17 protein-coding genes and 1 pseudogene are annotated in these 19,323 nt (G+C 67.8%); 8 read left to right on the forward strand and 10 right to left on the reverse strand.

What is annotated here, in order from left to right; all coding sequences use genetic code 11:
* The 3 genes and pseudogenes from E3O65_RS12915 to E3O65_RS12925 all read right to left on the reverse strand — a co-directional run.
* Positions 1-477: pseudogene (locus E3O65_RS12915) on the reverse strand (hypothetical protein); the annotation flags it as partial.
* A 141-nt stretch (positions 478-618) separates the two neighbouring features.
* Positions 619-1,659: a hemolysin family protein gene (locus E3O65_RS12920; protein WP_134364144.1), complete on the reverse strand. Its 1,041-nt coding sequence runs from the start codon at positions 1,657-1,659 to the stop codon at positions 619-621.
* Positions 1,652-2,992, reverse strand: coding sequence for a hemolysin family protein (locus E3O65_RS12925; RefSeq protein ID WP_134364197.1), 1,341 nt, complete (start codon positions 2,990-2,992; stop codon positions 1,652-1,654). The genes E3O65_RS12920 and E3O65_RS12925 overlap by 8 nt, the downstream gene beginning before the upstream one ends.
* 99 nt (positions 2,993-3,091) lie before the next feature.
* Between E3O65_RS12925 and E3O65_RS17255 the strand changes: the two genes are divergently transcribed.
* Entirely contained in the window at positions 3,092-3,700 is a 609-nt protein-coding gene (locus E3O65_RS17255; RefSeq protein ID WP_241985862.1) for a hypothetical protein, read from the forward strand.
* Between the two features lie 19 nt (positions 3,701-3,719).
* On the opposite strand, the gene putP is transcribed toward E3O65_RS17255, so the two are convergent.
* From putP to E3O65_RS12945, 3 genes are all read right to left on the reverse strand, one after another.
* Entirely contained in the window at positions 3,720-5,252 is a 1,533-nt protein-coding gene (gene putP / locus E3O65_RS12935; RefSeq protein ID WP_134364145.1) for a sodium/proline symporter PutP, read from the reverse strand.
* Between the two features lie 107 nt (positions 5,253-5,359).
* A complete protein-coding gene (locus tag E3O65_RS12940) occupies positions 5,360-5,989 on the reverse strand; it encodes an antibiotic biosynthesis monooxygenase (protein WP_134364146.1) in 630 nt (209 codons plus the stop codon).
* A gap of 70 nt (positions 5,990-6,059) precedes the next feature.
* Positions 6,060-6,896, reverse strand: coding sequence for an exodeoxyribonuclease III (locus E3O65_RS12945; protein WP_134364147.1), 837 nt, complete (start codon positions 6,894-6,896; stop codon positions 6,060-6,062).
* 189 nt (positions 6,897-7,085) lie between these two features.
* Here E3O65_RS12945 and E3O65_RS12950 point away from each other — a divergent pair, with 189 nt between their 5' ends.
* The 3 genes from E3O65_RS12950 to cofC are packed head-to-tail and all read left to right on the forward strand — an operon-like array spanning position 7,086 to position 9,690.
* Positions 7,086-8,087, forward strand: coding sequence for a TIGR03557 family F420-dependent LLM class oxidoreductase (locus tag E3O65_RS12950; RefSeq protein WP_134364148.1), 1,002 nt, complete (start codon positions 7,086-7,088; stop codon positions 8,085-8,087).
* Between the two features lie 14 nt (positions 8,088-8,101).
* A complete protein-coding gene (locus tag E3O65_RS12955; RefSeq protein ID WP_241985863.1) occupies positions 8,102-8,938 on the forward strand; it encodes a coenzyme F420-0:L-glutamate ligase in 837 nt (278 codons plus the stop codon).
* A 5-nt stretch (positions 8,939-8,943) separates the two neighbouring features.
* Entirely contained in the window at positions 8,944-9,690 is a 747-nt protein-coding gene (gene cofC, locus E3O65_RS12960) for a 2-phospho-L-lactate guanylyltransferase (RefSeq protein ID WP_166785747.1), read from the forward strand.
* A gap of 221 nt (positions 9,691-9,911) precedes the next feature.
* Here cofC and cofD read toward each other — a convergent pair whose 3' ends face one another.
* The 4 genes from cofD to E3O65_RS12980 form a co-directional block, all read right to left on the reverse strand.
* A complete protein-coding gene (gene cofD, locus E3O65_RS12965; RefSeq protein ID WP_134364150.1) occupies positions 9,912-10,913 on the reverse strand; it encodes a 2-phospho-L-lactate transferase in 1,002 nt (333 codons plus the stop codon).
* The gene (locus E3O65_RS12970) at positions 10,910-11,875 is read right to left on the reverse strand and encodes an ABC transporter ATP-binding protein (RefSeq protein ID WP_134364151.1); all 966 of its coding nucleotides are present in this window, start codon (positions 11,873-11,875) and stop codon (positions 10,910-10,912) included. Before E3O65_RS12970 ends, cofD begins: the two co-directional genes overlap by 4 nt.
* Positions 11,866-12,927 (reverse strand): putative F420-0 ABC transporter permease subunit, encoded by a 1,062-nt coding sequence (locus E3O65_RS12975; RefSeq protein ID WP_422386426.1) that lies wholly within the window; start codon positions 12,925-12,927, stop codon positions 11,866-11,868. The genes E3O65_RS12970 and E3O65_RS12975 overlap by 10 nt, the downstream gene beginning before the upstream one ends.
* Positions 12,928-13,028: 101 nt before the next feature.
* Positions 13,029-14,048 (reverse strand): putative F420-0 ABC transporter substrate-binding protein, encoded by a 1,020-nt coding sequence (locus E3O65_RS12980; protein ID WP_241985864.1) that lies wholly within the window; start codon positions 14,046-14,048, stop codon positions 13,029-13,031.
* A 457-nt stretch (positions 14,049-14,505) separates the two neighbouring features.
* On the opposite strand from E3O65_RS12980, the gene E3O65_RS12985 reads away from it, so the two are divergent.
* The 4 genes from E3O65_RS12985 (at position 14,506) to E3O65_RS13000 (ending at position 19,270) form a co-directional block, all read left to right on the forward strand.
* Positions 14,506-15,354 carry a nitrilase-related carbon-nitrogen hydrolase gene (locus E3O65_RS12985; protein ID WP_134364152.1) on the forward strand — a complete coding sequence of 283 codons (849 nt, stop codon included), beginning with the start codon at positions 14,506-14,508 and terminating at the stop codon, positions 15,352-15,354.
* A 13-nt stretch (positions 15,355-15,367) separates the two neighbouring features.
* Positions 15,368-16,801, forward strand: coding sequence for a dihydropyrimidinase (gene hydA / locus E3O65_RS12990; protein WP_134364153.1), 1,434 nt, complete (start codon positions 15,368-15,370; stop codon positions 16,799-16,801).
* Positions 16,802-16,813: 12 nt separating this feature from the next.
* Complete coding sequence (locus E3O65_RS12995; protein ID WP_134364154.1) at positions 16,814-17,830, forward strand: TIGR03842 family LLM class F420-dependent oxidoreductase; 1,017 nt, start codon at positions 16,814-16,816, stop codon at positions 17,828-17,830.
* Between the two features lie 105 nt (positions 17,831-17,935).
* Entirely contained in the window at positions 17,936-19,270 is a 1,335-nt protein-coding gene (locus E3O65_RS13000; RefSeq protein ID WP_241985865.1) for an aspartate aminotransferase family protein, read from the forward strand.
* Positions 19,271-19,323 lie beyond the last annotated feature (53 nt).

The raw sequence follows: 19,323 nt of genomic DNA on the forward strand, positions 1-19,323 counted from the left end.
GCGCTCCCGCAGGAGCCGGGCCCGGTATTTCAGCTTCGACGCCGTCACCGTGCCCGCCGACTTCAGCACCACCGCCTCAAACGCCGGCCTGGCCTCGGCCGGCACCGACCACGCCTGATTGATCACCGCCCGCGCATGCTGGTAGCTGATCTCCCCAGCCGCCAGCGCGACCCAGGTGGCGGGGAGCTCCTCGGCCAGGGCGCGGCTCTCCGCGATCAGGTTCTCCGCCGTGCGCCGCGGAATGCGGATCGTGCACGCCAGCTCGCTCACGAACTCCCGCTCCGCGACCTCGGCCGCGTCCCACCGGGACCCCGGAAGCCGCACGACCGCATTCGCCCGGGACTGCCCGAACCTCCGGCCCACCTCAACCAGCTCCGCCCGCCGCGCGAAAGCCGCGGCACTGGCCCGCTCGGCCTCCGCGATCGCCTCGAAATGCGCCGCGAGAGCCTCCTGCTCGGCAAAGAATGAGGGCCTCATGACACCCACGCTACGGGCACCCACCGACATTCCACGCGGCATCCGCTCGACTCCGAACGCCCTGTGGACAACCCGATCAGACCCACATTGTGGAGGAACCAATCGAGCAACCGGCCGGGGCTCGCGAGCTCCGGCCGGCGCCTACACGGTGGTGGCGTCGTCGACCTGGCCGACGAGTTCCTCGATGATGTCCTCGAGGAACAGAACGCCTGTCGCAACGCCGTCGGCGTCGAACGAGGTGGCCACGTGCGCGCCGAGGCGACGCATCGACGCCAGGGCGTCTTCGAGCTCGCTGCCGCGGTACACCGACGCCAGGCGACGGATGCGCTTGCTCGGCACCGGCTGCGTGAACTCGTTCCCGGAGGTGAGGTCCATCACATCTTTGAGGTGCAGGTAACCCGACGGCTCACCGTCGTTATCGGTGAGGATGTAGCGCGAATACCCGCGGCGGGCGACCGCCTGCTGGATGTCGGCGGGTGACGCGGATGCCGGCAGGCAGACCATGTCGCCGATCGGCACCTCCACGTCGGAGACTCGCTTCGAGGTGAACTCGAACGCGGCGGAGAGGGTGCCCGAGGCATCCGTCAGCAGGCCCTCCCTGGTGGACTGCTCCACGATGCCGGCCACCTCGTCGAGGGTGAACGCGCTGGTGGCCTCATTCTTGGGCTGCACCTTGAACAGACGCAGCACCCCGTTCGCCAGCCAGTTCAGACTGACGATCACGGGGCTGAAGACGCGGGCGACGAGCACGAGCGGCGGTGCCAGGATGAGGGCGGCGCGGTCGGGCACGGAGAAGGAGATGTTCTTGGGCACCATCTCGCCGAACACCACGTGCAGGAACGTCACCAGCGCGAGCGCGATCCCGAACGCGATCACGCTGATCGCGGCGGCGGAGAGCCCGGTCGCGGCGAGCGGATACTCCAGCAGACCGTGGATGGCCGGCTCGGAGACGTTCAGGATCAGCAGCGAGCACACCGTTATGCCCAGCTGGCTGGTCGCCAGCATCAGGGTTGCGTGTTCCATCGCCCACAGCGTGGTCTTCGCGGCCTTGCTGCCACGTTCGGCTAGCGGCTCGATCTGCGAGCGACGGGCCGAGATCACAGCGAACTCGGCGCCCACGAAGAACGCGTTGACGACTAACAGCACGACGAGCCAGATCAGGCCCGGCCAGTACTCACTCATGGTTCAGGTCCTTCTGGATCGGGGTGGAGAGCGCGTCGTTCGCGGGGGTGGGGGTGAAGCGCACGCGCTGAACGCGCACGCCGTCAACACGCTCGATGCGCAGCGCGCCGCCGTCGATTCGAACCTCGTCACCCAGTTCCGGAATGCGGTCGAGCTGGTCGGCAATGAAGCCTCCGACCGTGTCGTAGTCGCCGTCGTCGGGCACAGTGACGCCGACCCGGTCGAACACTTCGTCCGGCCGCCAGCCGGCGTCGAACACCACGGAACGACCTGAACGGATGACCCCCGCCTTCGCCCGGTCGTGCTCGTCTTCCAGCTCGCCCACGAGTTCCTCGACAAGGTCCTCGAGCGTGACGATGCCGGCCGTTCCGCCGTATTCGTCCGCGACGACCGCGATCTGGAAGCCCTGCTTGCGCAGCATTTCGAGGAGCGTGTCGACGGCCATCGACTCGGGCACGCGCAGCGCCTCCACCTTCAGGTCGTCAGCGGTGACCTGTTCGCGGTGCCGCAGCGCAACCGCGAAGGCCGCCTTCACGTGCAGAACGCCGACGATGTCGTCGGAGTCCTTGTCGATCACCGGGAAACGGGAGTAGCCCGTGGATGTGGACAGGGCCACGATGCTCGCGGCAGTGTCTGTGACCTTGACCGACGACATCCGCACCCGGGGGGTCATCACGTCGTCGACCGTGTGGTCCGCGAACCGGAGCGTGCGATGCAGCATGGCCGCGTGGTCGTTGTCGAGGACTCCCTCCAGGGCCGACCGGCGCACGAGGAAGCTGAGCTCCTCGGCGCTGCGGGCACCCGAGAGCTCCTCCTTCGGCTCAATGCCGACCATCCGGATCAGAGCGTTCGCCGTGTTGTTGAAGAGGAGGATGACGGGCTTGAACACCGCGGTGAACAGGGCCTGCGGGGGCACGACGATCTTGGCCGTGGCCAGGGGAACGGCCAGGGCGAAGTTCTTCGGCACGAGCTCACCGATCACCATGGAGAACAGCGTCGCCACCGAGATCGCGATGATCGCGCCGAGCACGGGCACGAGGCCGTCGGGCACGCCGGCGCCCTCGAGAGGCGCGGTCAGCAGTGAGGTGATGGCCGGTTCGAACGTGAACCCGGTCAGCAGCGTGGTCAGTGTGATGCCGAGCTGCGCGCTGGACAGGTGCGTCGAGGTGATCTTCAACGCCTTGATGGTCGGGCCGAGGCGTTTCTCACCGCGTGCCTGTCGGGCTTCGAGCTCATTGCGGTCGAGGGTGACGAGGGAGAACTCGGCGGCGACGAAGACACCCGTTCCGACGGTGAGGAGTAGACCGACCCCCACCATCGCCCACTCAAACAGCATGTTGCCCTCTCGGATTCGAGGGCGGGATGTCGAGGTGTGGCTGGATGGGCGAGGGTTTATCGGGGTCCATTGTTATCCCAGAGTATCGGGCGGCCTGTGACCGTTGCTGGGAAACTGCCTGCCCGCTCGCCCTCAGCTCGTCGCCTGGGCGGTGTTCTGGTCGGGTCCTCCATCATCGGTTTCGTGATCCTGGTGGGCTACGTCGTCGAGCGTCGCGGGATCCTCGGCGTGGCCGCAGTGCTGACGCTCAACCGAACGGCCTTCTCGGTGACGGCTCCGGCGCTTCTACTCCCGGTGCTCTCCGCAGCGGATGTCGCGGTGGTGTTCTCCACGTTCCTCCCGACCACGCTGTGCAGCGACGTTGTCGGCGGGACCCTGTGCCCGAGCGCGGAGCGGCGTTACTCTGTGGGCATGAAAGAGGACACTGGTACCCACGGGCACGGCCTGGGCGCCCGCTATGTGCACTTCATCGAGTGGATGAACGGAAAGCTGGTGCGCGGGATGGGCCCGGCGAACCTGGGGCCGTACAACGACGTCGCGACCAGGATCGGTGCGGCGGTGTGCCCGGTGTGCGGCCGGCCGATGGCCGAGCACAGCATCGATCACACCACCCCGAACGCAATTCTGCATTGCCCGGCAGGGCACAAGCCGGCGCCTCCGGAGGAGCCGGTCAACGAGTTCGGGATGTCCAAACCGCCCGGCTGACACCCCGGCACGCTATGCGCTACGCGGTGCGCGTTGCCCCGCTCTCCGACGTCACGGGTGCCTCGAGCGCCACGTAGTCGTCATGCGCCTGCGCCACGGCGGCATCGAATTCGGCTTCGATCTCAGCGGAGGGCTTGTGGGTGGCCAGGGAAACCACAACGGCCACCACCAGGCTGGCGATGAAGCCGGGGACGATTTCGTACATGGTGGCGCTCAGCGGGGAGTTGCCCCAGGCGAAGACCACGATGGCGCCGGTGACCATGGAGGCCAGCGCGCCCCAGGTGGAGAGTTTCTTCCAGTACAGCGAGAGCAGAACCACGGGGCCAAACGCGGCGCCGAAACCGGCCCAGGCGAAACCGACCAGCTCGAGGATGGTCGCATCTCGACCCAGGGCGATCACCCCGGCCACGACCGCGACGAGTAGAACGCCGAGGCGTCCGAGCATGATCAGCTGCTTCGGCGAGGCGTCCTTCTTGCCGACGATCTTGTACAGATCCTCGACCAGCGCCGAGGAGCAGACGATCAGCTGCGACGAGATGGTGCTCATGATGGCGGCGAGCACGGCGGCCAGCACCAGACCGGCGACGAACGGGTGGAACAGGAATTGTGAAAGCAACAGGAAGACCGTCTCCGGGTTCTTCAGGGTCACCTCGGGGTGCTGCTGGAAGTAGGCGATGCCGATCAGCCCGGTGAAGATGGCGCCGAGGGCGGTGAGGATCATCCAGCCGATGCCGATCCGGCGCCCGGCCTTGGCGTCCTGGGGGGTGCGCAGCGCCATGAAACGCACGATGATGTGCGGCTGGCCGACGTAGCCGAGGCCCCAGGCCGCGGCGGAGATGATGCCCAGAACGGAGCCGCCCGCGGTGAGGGAGAGAAGGTCCGGGTTGACCTCACGGATGGAATCGACGGTGGCGGTGATGCCACCGGTGGCGCCCAGGGCGACCAGAGGCACGACGATGAGCGCTGCGAGCATCAGGATGCCCTGGGCCACGTCGGTGAGGGTCGCACCGAGGAAACCGCCGAAGAGTGTGTAGAGCAGGGTGACGCCCGCGACGATCAGCATGCCGGTCAGGAAGGTGGAGCCGAAGGAGTTCTCGAAGAAAACACCGCCGGCAACCATGCCGGAGGACACGTAGAACGTGAAGAACACCAGGATGATCACGCCGGAAACCGAGCGCAGCAGGCGCGAGGTGTCCTTGAGCCGGTTCTCGAAGAAGCTCGGGATGGTGATGGAATTGTTGGCCACGTGGGTGTAGGAACGCAGTCGCGGGGCCACGAACTTCCAGTTCAGCCAGGCGCCGATGGTCAGACCGATGGCGATCCACGCCTCAACCAGACCGGACACGTAGATGGCACCCGGGAGGCCGAGGAGGAGCCAGCCGGACATGTCCGAAGCGCCGGCGCTCAGTGCCGCGGTGCCGGGTTTCAGGCCGCGGCCTGCGAGCATGTAGTCGTCGAGATCCTTGGTCTGCCTGAAGGCGAACCATCCGATCGCGATCATGGCGGCGAGGTACAAAGTAATCGCTACGAGCTGAAAAGTCTGATCCGTCATTGGAGTCCCTTATTCGGATGCCCAGGGTGCAGGCACTCGGATGCCCGGAGTGCGGGCGGTGCAGTGGCCAAGTATCACAGACAAACGCGACCCCCCTCAACGGGGCGTCACGAACGGGTGGCGGGCCGTCGCAATAGCCAGGGGCGCAGCATCCGTGTGATCTGAGGCATGACCAGAAAGGTCATGGCCGGCGCCATCACGAACGTGGTGACCAGGATTTTGGGCAGGATGTCCACGTCGTGCCAGCCCGGGATGAGCCAGGTCGCGAGCAGGGTGAACGCCAGATTTGCAGGGAAGAAGCCCATCCCGATGCTCACGGCCTGCTTCCAGCGGGGCACCTGGAACGACGGAGTGGCGTTCACGTCGTCATCGTCGGAGTCAGGGGCGTCGAACCAGCCCTCGATGCCGGTGCGTTTCTCCACGCGGGCGTCGAGGATGAGGGCGTGGCCGTCGATCAGCCAGTGGGCCCGCTCCTCGGAGCCCTCCCAGGCATCAAGCTGTTCGGAGCTCGCGAAGCGGTAGAGCATGTGCCAGCTGAGGGAATCGGCGGTGGCGCGCACCCAGCCCGAGCCGAGGAAACCGGGGAATTCGCTGGCCATGTCCATGCCCTGTTGCGCCCAACGGGTGGCCTCAGGGATGCGGGTCGGTTCGACGCGACGGGTGACGGAGACGGTGACGGAGTTCGCTGGGCGCGCCGGGGGCGTTCCGCTGGCGTTCCCCGGGGGTACGGAAGACATCCTGCAAGTATTGCTGCTGCACTCGCCCGTGCTGTTGCCGCTGCGTTTCCGGCAGGTTGGTTGGCGGCGGTTAGAAGACCATCGGGCGGTCGTCGTCTTCACCCTCGAGGGCCAACTCCACGACCACGGGCACGTGGTCGCTCGGTGCATCGCCCTTACGCTCAGTGCGGTGGATGCTCGCGGCCGTCACCAGGTCTGCGAACGGGGGGGAGCCGAGGATGAAATCGATTCGCATGCCCTCGTTCCGTGGGAACCGCAGCTGCTTGTAGTCCCAGAAGGTGAAGCCCTCGGGAACCAGCGGGCGCACCACATCGAGGATGCCCTCCGCCTCGAAGGCGTGGAACGCGGACCGCTCGGGCTCGGAGATGTGGGTGGACTGCCCGGGAACGAAGCTCGGGTCGCCCATGTCGGTGTCGAACGGGGCCACGTTCCAGTCGCCCATCAGCGCAAGGGCCAGGTGCGGGTCGCGGGCCAGTTCGTTCCGGGCGTGCGTGCGCAGGCGCTCCAGCCAGTCCAACTTGTAGGCGAGGTGCGGGTCGCCGAGGGCACGTCCGTTAGGAACGTACAGGCTCCACAGGCGCATGCCCTCCACCGTGACGCCGAGTGCCCGGGCCTCGAGCGGAAGGCCGGGACCCTCCTGGCCTTTCAGGAAGCCGGGCATGCCTGGGAAGCCGGTGGCGACATCCGTCATCTCGTGGCGACTGGCAAAGGCCACGCCGTTCCACTGGCTGATGCCGTGGACGGCGAGCTCATAGCCGGCGTCCTCGAACGCCTGCGCCGGGAACTGCTCGGGCTTGCACTTGATCTCCTGCATCGCGAGCACGTCGATGTCTTCGCGCACCATCCAGTCGACCACCCGACCGACTCGGGCACGGATGGAGTTCACGTTCCAGGTGGCGATGCGCATTCGCCCAGCCTATTTGACGGATGCCGGCCACGCGGGTGCTGCGCCGCTCCGCGCGCGGCGTGCCGGGAGCGAAGCGGCGCAGCACCCGCGAGACGGCGGCGCCGAGGGGTCCTGGGTGGGGGAGCGGGCATACTCGGAGGCTGAAGTGGCAGGATTGGGGCCTACGACGACTAGGCAGGGGCGGTACCCATGACGGATTTGCAGATCGGCTATGCGGCGATGCTGGAGCAGTTCGCCCCCGCGGAGGCGGTGGCCCTCTCGGCCTACGCCGAGGGGCACGGGTTCACCGGGGTGATGGCGGCCGACCACTTCCAGCCGTGGGTGCCCGCCCAGGGTGAGTCCTCCTTCGTCTGGAGCGTGCTCGCCGCGATCGGTGAGCGCACGAAGGGTGACCTCGGGCCCGGCGTCACCGCGCCCACGTTCCGGTGGCACCCGGCCATGGTGGCCCAGGCTTCCGCGACCCTCGCTTCGATGTACCCCGGCCGGCATTGGCTCGGCCTCGGCTCCGGCGAAGCGCTCAACGAGCACATCGTCGGCCAGTACTGGCCGGAAGCCCCCGAGCGGATCAACCGCATGTTCGAGGCCATCGAGATCATCTCGAAGCTGTTCGCCGCCTCCATCGCAGGCAAGGACGTCAAGCACTCCGGCCAGTTCTACAAGCTCGAGTCGACTCGGCTCTGGACCATGCCCGAGGTGGCCCCGGAGATCCTCGTCGCCACGGCCGGCCCCGTCACCGCCAAGCGCGCCGGACGTCACGCCGACGGCCTGATCACGGTCGGCGCCCCGCTGGAGAAAATCTCGATGCTGTTCGGCAAGTTCGACGACGGTGCCCGGGATGCCGGCAAGGACCCTTCGACCATGCCCAAGGTGCTGCAGCTGCACATGAGCTGGGCCGAAACCGACGAGGAGGCCATGCGCAACGCGCTGGTCGAGTGGCCGAACGGCGGAATGAAGTTCCCGAAGGGGGACATCCGTTCTCCGTTCGAATTCGAGCAGATCGCCAAGCTCGTGCGCCCCGAGGACTTCGAGGGCCGAATGATCATCTCGGCCGACCCCGACGACCACCGTGCCTACATCCAGAAGTTCGTCGACCTCGGTTTCGACCGCATCTACCTGCACAACGTGGGCCGCAACCAGCGCCAGTGGATCGACGTGTTCGGGCGCGACGTTCTGCCGAAGCTCGTGCGCTGACGGTGACGCGACCGGTGTCCACGCCGCGGCCGTCCGTCGCCGCGGTGTTCGTGTTCGTGCTCGAGGGCATCGGCGAGGTCGTGGCCGGCGACGACCTGGCCGCGCTCATCGCCGGCGCGGCCGGGACTCGGCTGGAGCATGGCGACATCCTCGCCGTGACCAGCAAGATCGTCTCCAAGGCTGAGGGGCGGCAGGTTTCCGCCGCCGACCGTGAGCAGGCGATCACCGACGAAACCGTGCGCACGGTGGCCACCCGCGCCTTCCCCGGCGGGGTCACGCGCATCGTCGAGAACCGGCAGGGCCTTGTGATGGCCGCGGCCGGCGTCGACGCCAGCAACACGCCTGACGGCACCGTTCTGCTGCTGCCCGTCGACCCCGACGCCTCCGCCCGAGCACTGTGCGCCGCCCTGCGCGAGAGCACCGGGCTTCGCCTCGGCGTGATCATCACGGACACCGTCGGGCGCCCCTGGCGAGAGGGCCAGACCGACATCGCCATCGGCGCAGCCGGCGTGGCAGTGCTCGACGACCTCCGGGGCACGGATGACGCGTTCGGCCGCCGCCTGTTCGTCACCGTCGCCGCCGTGGCCGACGAGATTGCCGGGGCGGCCGACCTGGTGAAGGGCAAGACCAGCGGCAACCCCGTGGCAGTGGTGCGTGGCCTCGAGCATCTGGTGAACGAGCTCGACGCGGCGGATGCGCATGGTGCGACCCGGCTGCTGAGGCCGATCGAGAACGACATGTTCCGCGTCGGGTCGGCGGAGGCGCACGCCGAGGGGTTTTCGGAAGGGTATGCGGCGGGGCTGGCCGCGGCCGCCGGTGACGCGGCATCCGTCGCCGTCGTCGTCGAATGAGCTGGGTGGCGATCGTGCCGGTGAAGGGCAACCCTGGGGCGAAGAGCCGACTGGGCGAGCGGACCGACCGGGCCGAGCTGGCGGATGCCTTCGCCCTCGACACGGTCGCAGCCCTGCTGTCGGCGCGTGGTGTCGACCGCGTGTTGGTGGTCACTGGCGACGGCGAATTGGGGGGCCGTCTGGCCGGGCTCGGAGCCGTCATCGTGCGCGAGGCCCCGTGGCGTGAGACTCGGAGGCGTGCATCAACGGCGGGCTCAACGGCGGTATCGACCGATCCGCCCACCGATCCGCTGACCGATCCGCCCACCGATCCGCCCACCGATCCGCTGACCGATCCGCTGACCGATCCGCTGAACGCGGCGATCCGGCAGGGGCTCACGGTGGCCCGCGCGGCGTTTTCGCAGGCAAACCTGGCCGTGCTGACCGGCGACCTGCCAGCGTTGACGGCAGCGGATGTCGAGCGCACTCTGCGCCTAGCCGCCGCCCACGATCGCAGCCTGGTGCCAGACGCGGCTGGAACCGGAACCACGACCCTGCTCGCGCTCGCCGGGATCCTGATCGAACCTCGGTTCGGGGTGGGATCCCGGGCCGCCCACGAGGCCGGCGGCTGTGTGGTGCTCGAGTTGGCGGCATCCGTTTCGATCCGTCACGACGTCGACACCGCCGCCGATCTTGCGGTGGCGCAGCGCCTCGGCCTCGGGCCGCACACTCGGCTGCTCGTCGATGCCCCCGGGGTGGTTGCCGAGCACTGACCGGCGTGCTGCCCGTGCCGTCCGCGCCGTCCGCGCCGTCCGCGCTGCCCGTGCCGCGACGCTAAAGCAGGAGATTTTTCGAACACGCCGAGTGAGCGGGCGTCAGAACTGGCGTGGCGCGAAAATCTCCGGCTTTGCGTTCATGCCGGGTGTGGCATGAGCACGGACAGGCCTCAGCGGTCCCCCTGCGGCCGCCGATTCCTCTGCTGCGGAGCTGCCGTTCAGGCGTCGGTGAAGATTCCACGGGCAAGGGCCAGCGTGTCGGCCGCGAGCCGCCTCGTCGTGTCCGCATCCCGCATCCAGAGCGGCACGGCGACCGAACGGATGCCCGCAGCCGCCAGCGCAGGCAGCGCGCCGACATCCGTCTCGTCCACCAGCCAGGCGTCGAGCACACCGTTCGCGGCGCGTGAGCCGTAGTGCAGTCCCACAGCCTCAGCCGAGGTCTGCACGCCGATGGTGTTCAGGCAGGCGTCAGCCATGCCGCGCACGGCCGCGCCCGCGATGATCGGGGAAACGCCGACGACCGCGGCGGCGGTGGAGCGTAGGGCGTCCCGGATACCGGGCACGGCCAGGATCGTCCCCACCGAGACGACCGGGTTCGACGGCGGCAGGATGACCAGGTTGGCCGTCAGGATGGCGTCGACGACCCCGGGAGCAGGCACCGCGGAGTCGAGCCCGACCTGCACGAACTCGGTCACCGGCACGCCGGCCCGGTAGCGCACCCACCACTCTTCGAAGTGGATCAGCTCGCCCGCGCGGTGCTCGTCTGCATCCATAGCCAGCCGGGCATGCGTCTCGACCGGGGTATCGCTCATGGGCAGCAGTTGCGCTCCCGGCTGCCAGCGGCGACAGAGGAACGACGTCGCTTCGCTGAGCGTAGACCCGCTGCGGAGCAGGTCGCTGCGTACGATGTGGGTGGCCAGGTCCAGATCGCCGAGCGTGAACCAGGTCCAGCCGCGCCCGTAGGCGGCGATCTCCGCAGAGGCGCGGCGGGACTCACCCGGCCGACCCCAGCCCTGCTCCTCGTTGATGCCGCCGCCGAGGGTGTACATCACGGTGTCGAGGTCGGGGCAGATGCGCAGACCGTCCAACCACATGTCGTCGCCCGTGTTCACGATCACCGTCACCGTCGCATCCGGTTCGGTTGCCGCCAGTTGCTGCAGCAGCCCGCGGGTGAACCGGGCGCCGCCGATGCCGCCGGCCAGAACCGTGATGTTCGTCATGCCTGTCCTCTTCCGTGCCGGTCGTCTGTCAGGGCGGACGCGAACCCGGGTGCGCCCGCGGGGGAGAACACGATCACCGGATGCCCACCGCGCGGATGCGGGATCACGTCACAATCCACGCCGTAGACCATGGCGATGGTCGACGGCCGCAACACCTCCTCAGGCGTGCCCGCCGCGACCAGCCGGCCGCGGTGCAGAAGCAGGATCTGGTCACAGAACGCGGCGGCCAGGTTTAGATCATGCAGGGCAATGATCGCGGTCAGGCCCGATCCCGATTTCGATCCCGATCCCGATTCCGTGCCCGTGCCCAGGCCGGAGTCCGCCGCGGCACTCGACCCCGAGCCTGCCCCCGCGCACAGCCCGCGCACCTGCCCGAGCAACCCGAGCTGCGCGCTCACATCGAGGTGGTTGTTCGGTTCGTCCAGCAGCAGCAGGCTCGGGCGCTGCGCGAGTGCCCGGGCGATTTGCGCGCGCTGCTGCTCGCCACCACTGAGCGTGTGCCAGGCCCGGTCCGCCAGGTTGCTCCCGCCGACCATGGCCAGGGATTCCTCGGCAACCCGGTGGTCGTCGTCACCGCCGAAGCTGCCGAGCACCCGGCTCCGGTGCGGGATTCGGCCGAGAAGCACGACCTCGCGAACCGTGAGGTCCACGCTGGGTGCGGCGTTCTGTTCGAGCAGCGCCACTCGCCGAGCGGTGTCGCGACGCGACAGGGCCGACAGCACCCCGGCCCGTGCTCCGGCCCGAACCCCAACGCGTGCCCCGCCTACGTGCTCTCCATCGAGTTCGATGCCGCCGGCATCCGCTGTCTCCAGGCCCGCGATCAGGCGCAGCAGCGTAGATTTGCCGGCCCCGTTGGGTCCGAGCAGGCCGGTTACCGCGCCCGTGGGAACGACCGCCGACACATCGGTCAGAATCGGGGTGCCGTTGATCCGGAACGACACCCGGTCGAGGATCACGACCATGCGGCGGCCTTCCTGCTCTTGATCAGCACGATGAAGACAGGCACGCCGATCAGTGCGGTGATGATGCCCACGGGCAGCTCGCGCGGGTCGAACACCGTGCGGGCGACCGTGTCGGCAAGGATCAGGAACAGGGCGCCGAGCACCACGGTCAGTGGCAGCAGGCGGCGGTGTCCCGGCCCGCTCAGGCCACGCACGAGGTGTGGCAGGATCAGGCCGACGAAGCCGATGGCCCCGCTCACGGCCACCATCGCCCCGGTCAGCAGCGCCACCGCGCCGAGCAGTATCCACCGGGTGCGGTTGACGTCGATGCCGAGGGATGCCGCGGCCGTGTCCCCGAAGGTGAACGCGTCCAGTCGGGTGGCCGAGAGCACGATCCCGGCGCCGACCAGCACCAGCGCGCTGACCGAGATGGCGACGCTGGACCAGGAGCTGCCGGCCAGCGAGCCCAGAAGCCAGTTGAGAATCTCCCGGTAGGAGTCGCCCTTGGCCGCCCAGAAAATGATGAAGGAGGTGCCGGCCCCACCCAATTGCGCGATCGCGAGGCCCGAAAGCACGGCCCGCCCGGGGGTGATCGTTCCGCCCGCCCGGGCGATGCTCAGCGTGGCGACGAGGGCCGCCAACGCGCCGAGGAACGCCGCGGCGGGCAGCGCTACGGCCACGCCCAGGATGATCACGCAGACCGCGCCGAGCGAGGCGCCGCTGGACAGGCCGAGCAGGTACGGGTCCGCCAGCGGGTTGCGGGTCACCGACTGCATGACCGCGCCGCTGAGCGCGAGCCCCGCACCGACCGCCGCCGCGGTCAGCACGCGCGGCAGGCGCAGCTGCCACACGATCGAGTCGGTCAGCGGAGCCACCTCGGCGGCGCCGGGCAGGCCGAGGTGCCCGGCCAGGCTGGCGGTGACATCCGTGAGGCTCACATCGGCTGGGCCGATCGTCACGGCGATCCCCGCCGTGAGCACGAGAGCCAGAATCGACAGGACCAGCCAGCCCAGGTAGCGGACGCGCGCGGCACCGCGGTGGCTCTGTGCCGCCGTGCGCTCTGCCTGTTGCAGCACCACCCGGATCACCTGCCTGCTCTGCCCTGTCGGTTGTGCCCTGTGGGTTGTACTCTGTCGGATGCGATGGGCGGCATGGCCGCCGAGGTGCGGTCGGCCTAGCCGGTCGTCGACGCCTCGAGGGCGGCAAGCTGCTCGATGCTTGACGCGGCGGCTTCGACGTTGCGGATGCCGGCCTCGGTGGCCGCAAACGGCAGCACGATATACCGCTTTGCCTGCACGGCGGCGAGCTGCTGCGTGGCGGGGTTCGCCTCGAGGCTCGCGATCTTCGACGCCGCGGTGTTCCAGCTGGCGTCGACGAGCACGATCACGCTCGGGTTCGCTTCGATGACCGACTCCCAGCCCACCGAGGTCCAGGTGTCCTGCACGTCGGCGAACACGTTGGTGAGACCCGCGGCCTGCATGATCATATTGGGCGAGCCGATGCCGGCGCCCACGTAGGGGGTATCGGTTCCGCTCGAGTACCAGAGTGCGGTGGTGTCCGCGCCGGTGGGGTCGAGGGCGGCGAGGTCTTCCTGCTGGTCGGCGACCAGTTCGACCGCGGCCTCCTCGGCGCCGAAGATTGCGCCGGCCTCGGTGATCTCGTCGAACACGGAGTCGAAGGTGAGCGGGTCGGGCATGTACCCCTCGCCCTTGCAGGCTGCGGGGGACACGTAGCTGCCGATGCCGAGTGCCGCGAGACCGGCGCGTTCGCCCACGCCCTCGGCCGAGAAGTTGGACTCCCAGCCGCCATAGACGAAGTCCGGAGTGAGGCCGAGCACGGCTTCCTGGCCGGGCACGAAGTCGCTGACCACGTTGAGGTCGGCGCCGGCCTTTTCAAGGGATGCCGGCAGCGGGCCGTCGAGGAACGCCGAGCCCACGATGCGGTCGCCGAGGCCGAGCGCGAGCAGCAGCTCGGTTGCCGAGGACTTGATCGTCACGATGCGCTCGGGCGCTGCCGCCACCGTCACGTCGGTGCCGCAGTTGTCAATGGTGACCGGGTAGCCGCTGCTCGCGTCGGCGCTCGCGCTCGGCGCGCTGCCGGACTCGCTCGCTGGACCAGGCCCGGCGCATCCGCTCAAGACCAGCGAGGCCGCCGCAACGCCTATCGCTATGAGATACATCGGCTGAAGTTTCACAGGACCACCTAGATTCGGCACCGCCCCGGGCCGCGAAAGCGCACAAAGCGCCCTTATGGAGTCGCGGAAGGGGCAGATCATGCGCTTTCGCGAGGGGAGAGGCAGGGAGGAGAAGATATGGGAACCGAGGGTGTGTCGGCGACCTGTCGCTCAAGTCAGAGGCGGCTCAACCGGTCAGAGCCAACCGGCGGTCTACTTTCAGCCTAGGCCAGAACGTCGGCAGGGCCCATCCCGCGAGCGCCGCTGGCGCCGCGAGCGCCGCTCGGCGACGGGGCGTGGGGGGTGACGGATGATCGGACCGCCCCGGGTGTGCCGGACCCTCCGGCTGGATAAACCCTTGCCACCGGCAGATTCGCTCGACAGGATGAGGAACGCGCATAACGAAGACGAACCGTAACGAACACAACAATGTCGTTCGGCCTGACGTTGTTCCATCACTGGCGAATGTGGAGACAAGATGACCGTAGTTCGGGCAGCAATCACCCAGACCGAGTGGACGGGTGACCAGGAGTCGATGATCCAGAAGCACGAGGGTTTCGTGCGCACGGCCGCCGCAGCGGGAGCGCAGGTGATCTGCTTCCAGGAGTTGTTCCACGGCCCATACTTCGGCATCGTGCAGGACTCCACGTACTACGACTACGCGCAGAGCGTGCCGGGCCCGCTCGTTGAGCGGTTCCAGAAGCTTGCCGCGGAATACCAGATGGTGATCGTGCTCCCTCTATATGAAGAAGAACAGCCCGGCGTGCTGTACAACACGGCCGCCGTGATCGACGCCGACGGCACGTACCTCGGCAAGTATCGCAAGCACCATTTGCCCCACCTGCCGCAGTTCTGGGAGAAGTTCTACTTTCGCCCCGGCAACGGTGAATACCCCGTCTTCGAGACCAGAGTCGGCAAGATCGGCGTCTATATCTGCTACGACCGTCACTTCCCGGAGGGCTGGCGCGCGCTCGGCTTGAACGGCGCCGAGATCGTCTTCAACCCCTCGGCCACCAAGCCGGGCCTGTCCAACCGGCTCTGGGAGTTGGAGCAGCCGGCGGCCGCCGTCGCCAACCAGTACTACATCGGCGCGAACAACCGCATCGGCAGGGAGACCGAGGAATTCGGCGACGACGCCGTCACCTTCTACGGCAGCTCCTACTTCGTCGACCCGCGCGGCAACTACGTCGGCGAGGTGGCCTCCACCGACACCGAGGAGATCGTCATCCGCGACCTCGACGTGGGCGTCATCCGCGAGGTGCGCAACTCGTGGCAGTTCTACCGGGACCGCCGTCCCGACTCCTACGGCCCGATCGCGGCACCGTAGGCCGGGGCGCGCCGTGAAAACCTTGATCCGGAACGGCACCGTGGTCAGTGCGACCGGCCGGGTGCAGGCGGATGTCTTGATCGACGGTGAGGTCATCGTCGCCGTTCTGGCACCAGGTTCCGCCCTCCTCGGGAACGACCTCGCCGCATCCGTCGACCGCGTGATCGACGCCACCGGCAGGTACGTGATTCCCGGCGGGGTAGACGCGCACACGCACATGCAGCTGCCGTTCGGGGGCACCGCGGCCTCCGACACCTTCGAGACCGGCACCCGGGCGGCCGCCTGGGGCGGCACCACCACGATCATCGACTTCGCGGTGCAGAGCTACGGCCAGCGGGTCTTCGACGGGCTCGCCGCCTGGCATGAGAAAGCGGCCGGCAACTGCGCGATCGACTACGCCTTCCACCAGATCATCGGCGACCTCAACGCCGACTCGCTGCAGGCGATGGACGGGCTGTTGGGTGAGGGCATTTCCAGTTTCAAGCTGTTCATGGCCTACCCCGGGGTCTTCTACTCGGATGACGCGCAGATTCTGAAGGCCATGCAGAAGTCGGCCGAGACCGGGCTGATGACCATGATGCACGCCGAAAACGGCCCCGCCATCGACGTGCTCGTGAAGCAGCTGCTCGCAGAAGGCAAGACCGACCCCTACTACCACGGCGTAGCACGCGCCTGGCAGCTGGAGGAGGAGGCCACGCACCGCGCGATCATGCTGGCCAACCTCACCGGGGCGCCGCTCTACGTCGTGCACGTGAGTGCCAAGCAGGCAGTGGAGCAGATCGCCACCGCCCGGGACCATGGGCAGAACGTGTTCGGAGAGACCTGTCCGCAATACCTCTACCTCTCACTCGAGGAGAATCTCGGGGCACCCGGGTTCGAGGGCGCAAAGTGGGTCTGTTCCACGCCGCTGCGCTCGCGGGCTGAGGGTCACCAGGACCACCTCTGGCAGAGCCTGCGCACCAACGACATCCAGATGGTCTCCACCGACCACTGCCCGTTCTGCATGAAGGGCCAGAAAGATCTGGGTCTCGGCGACTTCTCGAAGATCCCCAATGGAATCGGCTCGGTCGAGCACCGCCTGGACCTGCTCTACCAGGGCGTCGTCAACGGCCGCATCTCGCTCGAACGCTGGGTGGAGATCACGTCCACCACGCCGGCACGGATGTTCGGCCTCTATGGCAGAAAAGGCGTCATCCAGCCCGGGGCGGACGGCGACATCGTGATTTACGACCCAAACGGCCACACCTCAATCGGCGTGCCGGTCAACGGGAACGGCAGGACCCATCACATGAACATGGACCATTCGGCCTGGGAAGGTTACGAGATCGACGGTCACGTCGACACCGTGCTCTCCCGAGGGAAGGTCGTCATCGACGGCAACTCCTACCTCGGCGCCAAGGGCGATGGTCGGTTCGTCAAGCGCGGCCTGAGCCAGTACCTGATCTAGACGGGACACCAGATGGATTTCGGAGCAGTTCTGCAGACCAACCCACCGGCCGCCCGCACGGTGCAGCTGGCCAAACTGGCCGAGGCGCACGGCTTCAGCCACGTCTGGACGTTCGATTCGCACCTGCTCTGGCAAGAGCCCTACGTCATCTTCAGTCGTATCCTCGCGGAGACGAACACGATCATGGTCGGTCCCATGGTCACCAACCCCGGCACGCGGGACTGGACGGTGACGGCGTCTACCTACGCGACTCTGAACGAGATGTACGGCAATCGCACCATCTGCGGCATCGGCCGCGGCGACTCGGCGGTGCGCGTGATCAACGGGACGCCCACCACTGTGAAGACGTTGCGCGAGGCGGTGCACGTCATCCGGGAACTGGCGAACTCCCGCTCGGTCGACTACAACGGTTCGATCCTGCAGTTTCCGTGGAGCCGCGGGTCGACCCTCGATGTCTGGGTGGCGGCCTACGGCCCGTTGGCCCTGAAGCTCGCGGGCGAGGTCGGTGACGGCTTCATCCTGCAGATGGCTGACCTCGACGTGGCCGAGTGGATGATCAAGACCGTGCGGGATGCCGCGGCGAAATCAGGCCGTGACCCTCTGGCGGTCAAGTTCTGCGTGGCCGCCCCGATGTACATCGGGGACGATTGGGGCCATATGCGCAACCAGTGCCGCTGGTTCGGCGGCATGGTGGGCAACCACGTGGCCGACATCGTCACCAAGTACGGCACCGAATCGCCTGTGCCGAAGGCCCTGACGGACTACATCGCCGGCCGCCAGGACTACGACTACAACGAGCATGGTCGCGCCGGCAACGTGCACGCCGAGTTCGTTCCCGACGAGATCATCGACCGGTTCTGCCTGCTCGGCACCGCGAAGGACCACATTGAGAAGCTCGAGGCACTGCGAGCCATCGGCGTCGACCAGTTCGCCGGCCACCTGCAGCACGATAACAAGGAGGAGACGATGCGCGTCTACGGGGAGACCGTGATTCCGGCGATGGCCGAGCCCATCGTGGCGAAGACGTGATCCGATCCACGCGAATGGTGCAGATTCGAGCCGATCACGGTCACACTGAAGGAGTGCGATCCACGACCTCACCATCTCAACGCAGAGAGAAAGAACTCGATATTCGTGAATGACATCACTTCCCCCAGCGCCACGGCCAGCCGCAACGAGCTCGCCTACGACCTCGACCGGGCCCACGTCTTCCACTCCTGGTCGGCCCAGGGCGCTCTCAAGCCGCTGGTGATCGCCGGCGGGCAGGGCTCCCGGGTCTGGGACTACGACGGGCGCAGCTACCTGGACTTCTCCAGCCAGCTCGTCAATGTGAACATCGGCCACCAGCATCCTGCCGTCACCGCGGCCATCATCGAGCAGGTCGGCCAGCTCGCCACGGTCGCGCCCTCCACGGCGACCCTCTCACGCGGCGAGGCCGCCAAGCGCATTGCCGAACGGGCGCCGGAGGGCTTCAACAAGGTCTTCTTCACCAACGGCGGGGCGGATGCGATCGAGAACGCGATCCGCATGGCGCGCTTGCACACGGGCCGCGACAAGGTTCTCTCCACCTACCGCTCGTACCACGGCAACACGGGTGCGGCCATCGTCGCCACCGGTGACTGGCGCCGCATCCCGAACGAGTTCGCCCGCGGGCACGTGCACTTCTTCGGCCCCTGGCTCTACCGCAGCGAATTCTGGGCGAGCAGCCCCGAGCAGGAGTCGGAGCGCGCCCTGCGCCACCTCGAGCACGTGATCCAGAGCGAGGGCCCCGCGGGCATCGCGGCCGTGCTCCTGGAAACCATCCCCGGCACCGCCGGCGTGCTCGTGCCGCCGCCCGGATACCTGGCCGGCGTGCGCGCGCTCTGCGACCGCTACGGCATCATGCTGATCCTCGACGAGGTGATGGCCGGTTTCGGCCGCACCGGCAACTGGTTCGCGTTCGACGGATTCGACGTGGTGCCCGACCTGATCACCTTTGCCAAGGGCGTGAACTCCGGCTATGTGCCCACTGGTGGTGTGATCATCTCCGATCCGATCGCGAACGACTTCGACGCGACGGTCTATCCCGGCGGCCTCACCTACAGCGGGCATCCGCTTGCGATGGCGTCGATCGTGGCGGCCCTCGACGCCATGGAGTCCGAGGGCATCGTGGAGAATGCCGCCCGGATCGGGCGCGACGCGCTCGCGCCCGGGCTCGCCGAACTGCAGGCCAAGCACCCGATCATCGGCGAGGTGCGCGGTGTCGGCGTGTTCTGGGCGCTGGAACTCGTCTCCGACCGGGAGACCCGCCAGCCGCTCAACGGCGCCGTGATGGGCCGGATCAGGTCGGAGCTGCTGGCTCGTAACCTGCTGCCGTTCCTGGCCGAGAACCGCATTCACGTGGTGCCGCCGTGCGTCGTCACCGATGCCGAGGTCGCCGAGGCACTCGCGATCTACGACGAGGTCCTCAGCCTTGACCTCCTCGGCTGACCGCTTGCAACGCCACCAACTCGATGAAGAGAATGAAGAGAATGAAAAGAGAC

The organism is Cryobacterium breve (assembly GCF_004402375.1).
GTDB lineage: Bacteria > Actinomycetota > Actinomycetes > Actinomycetales > Microbacteriaceae > Cryobacterium > Cryobacterium breve.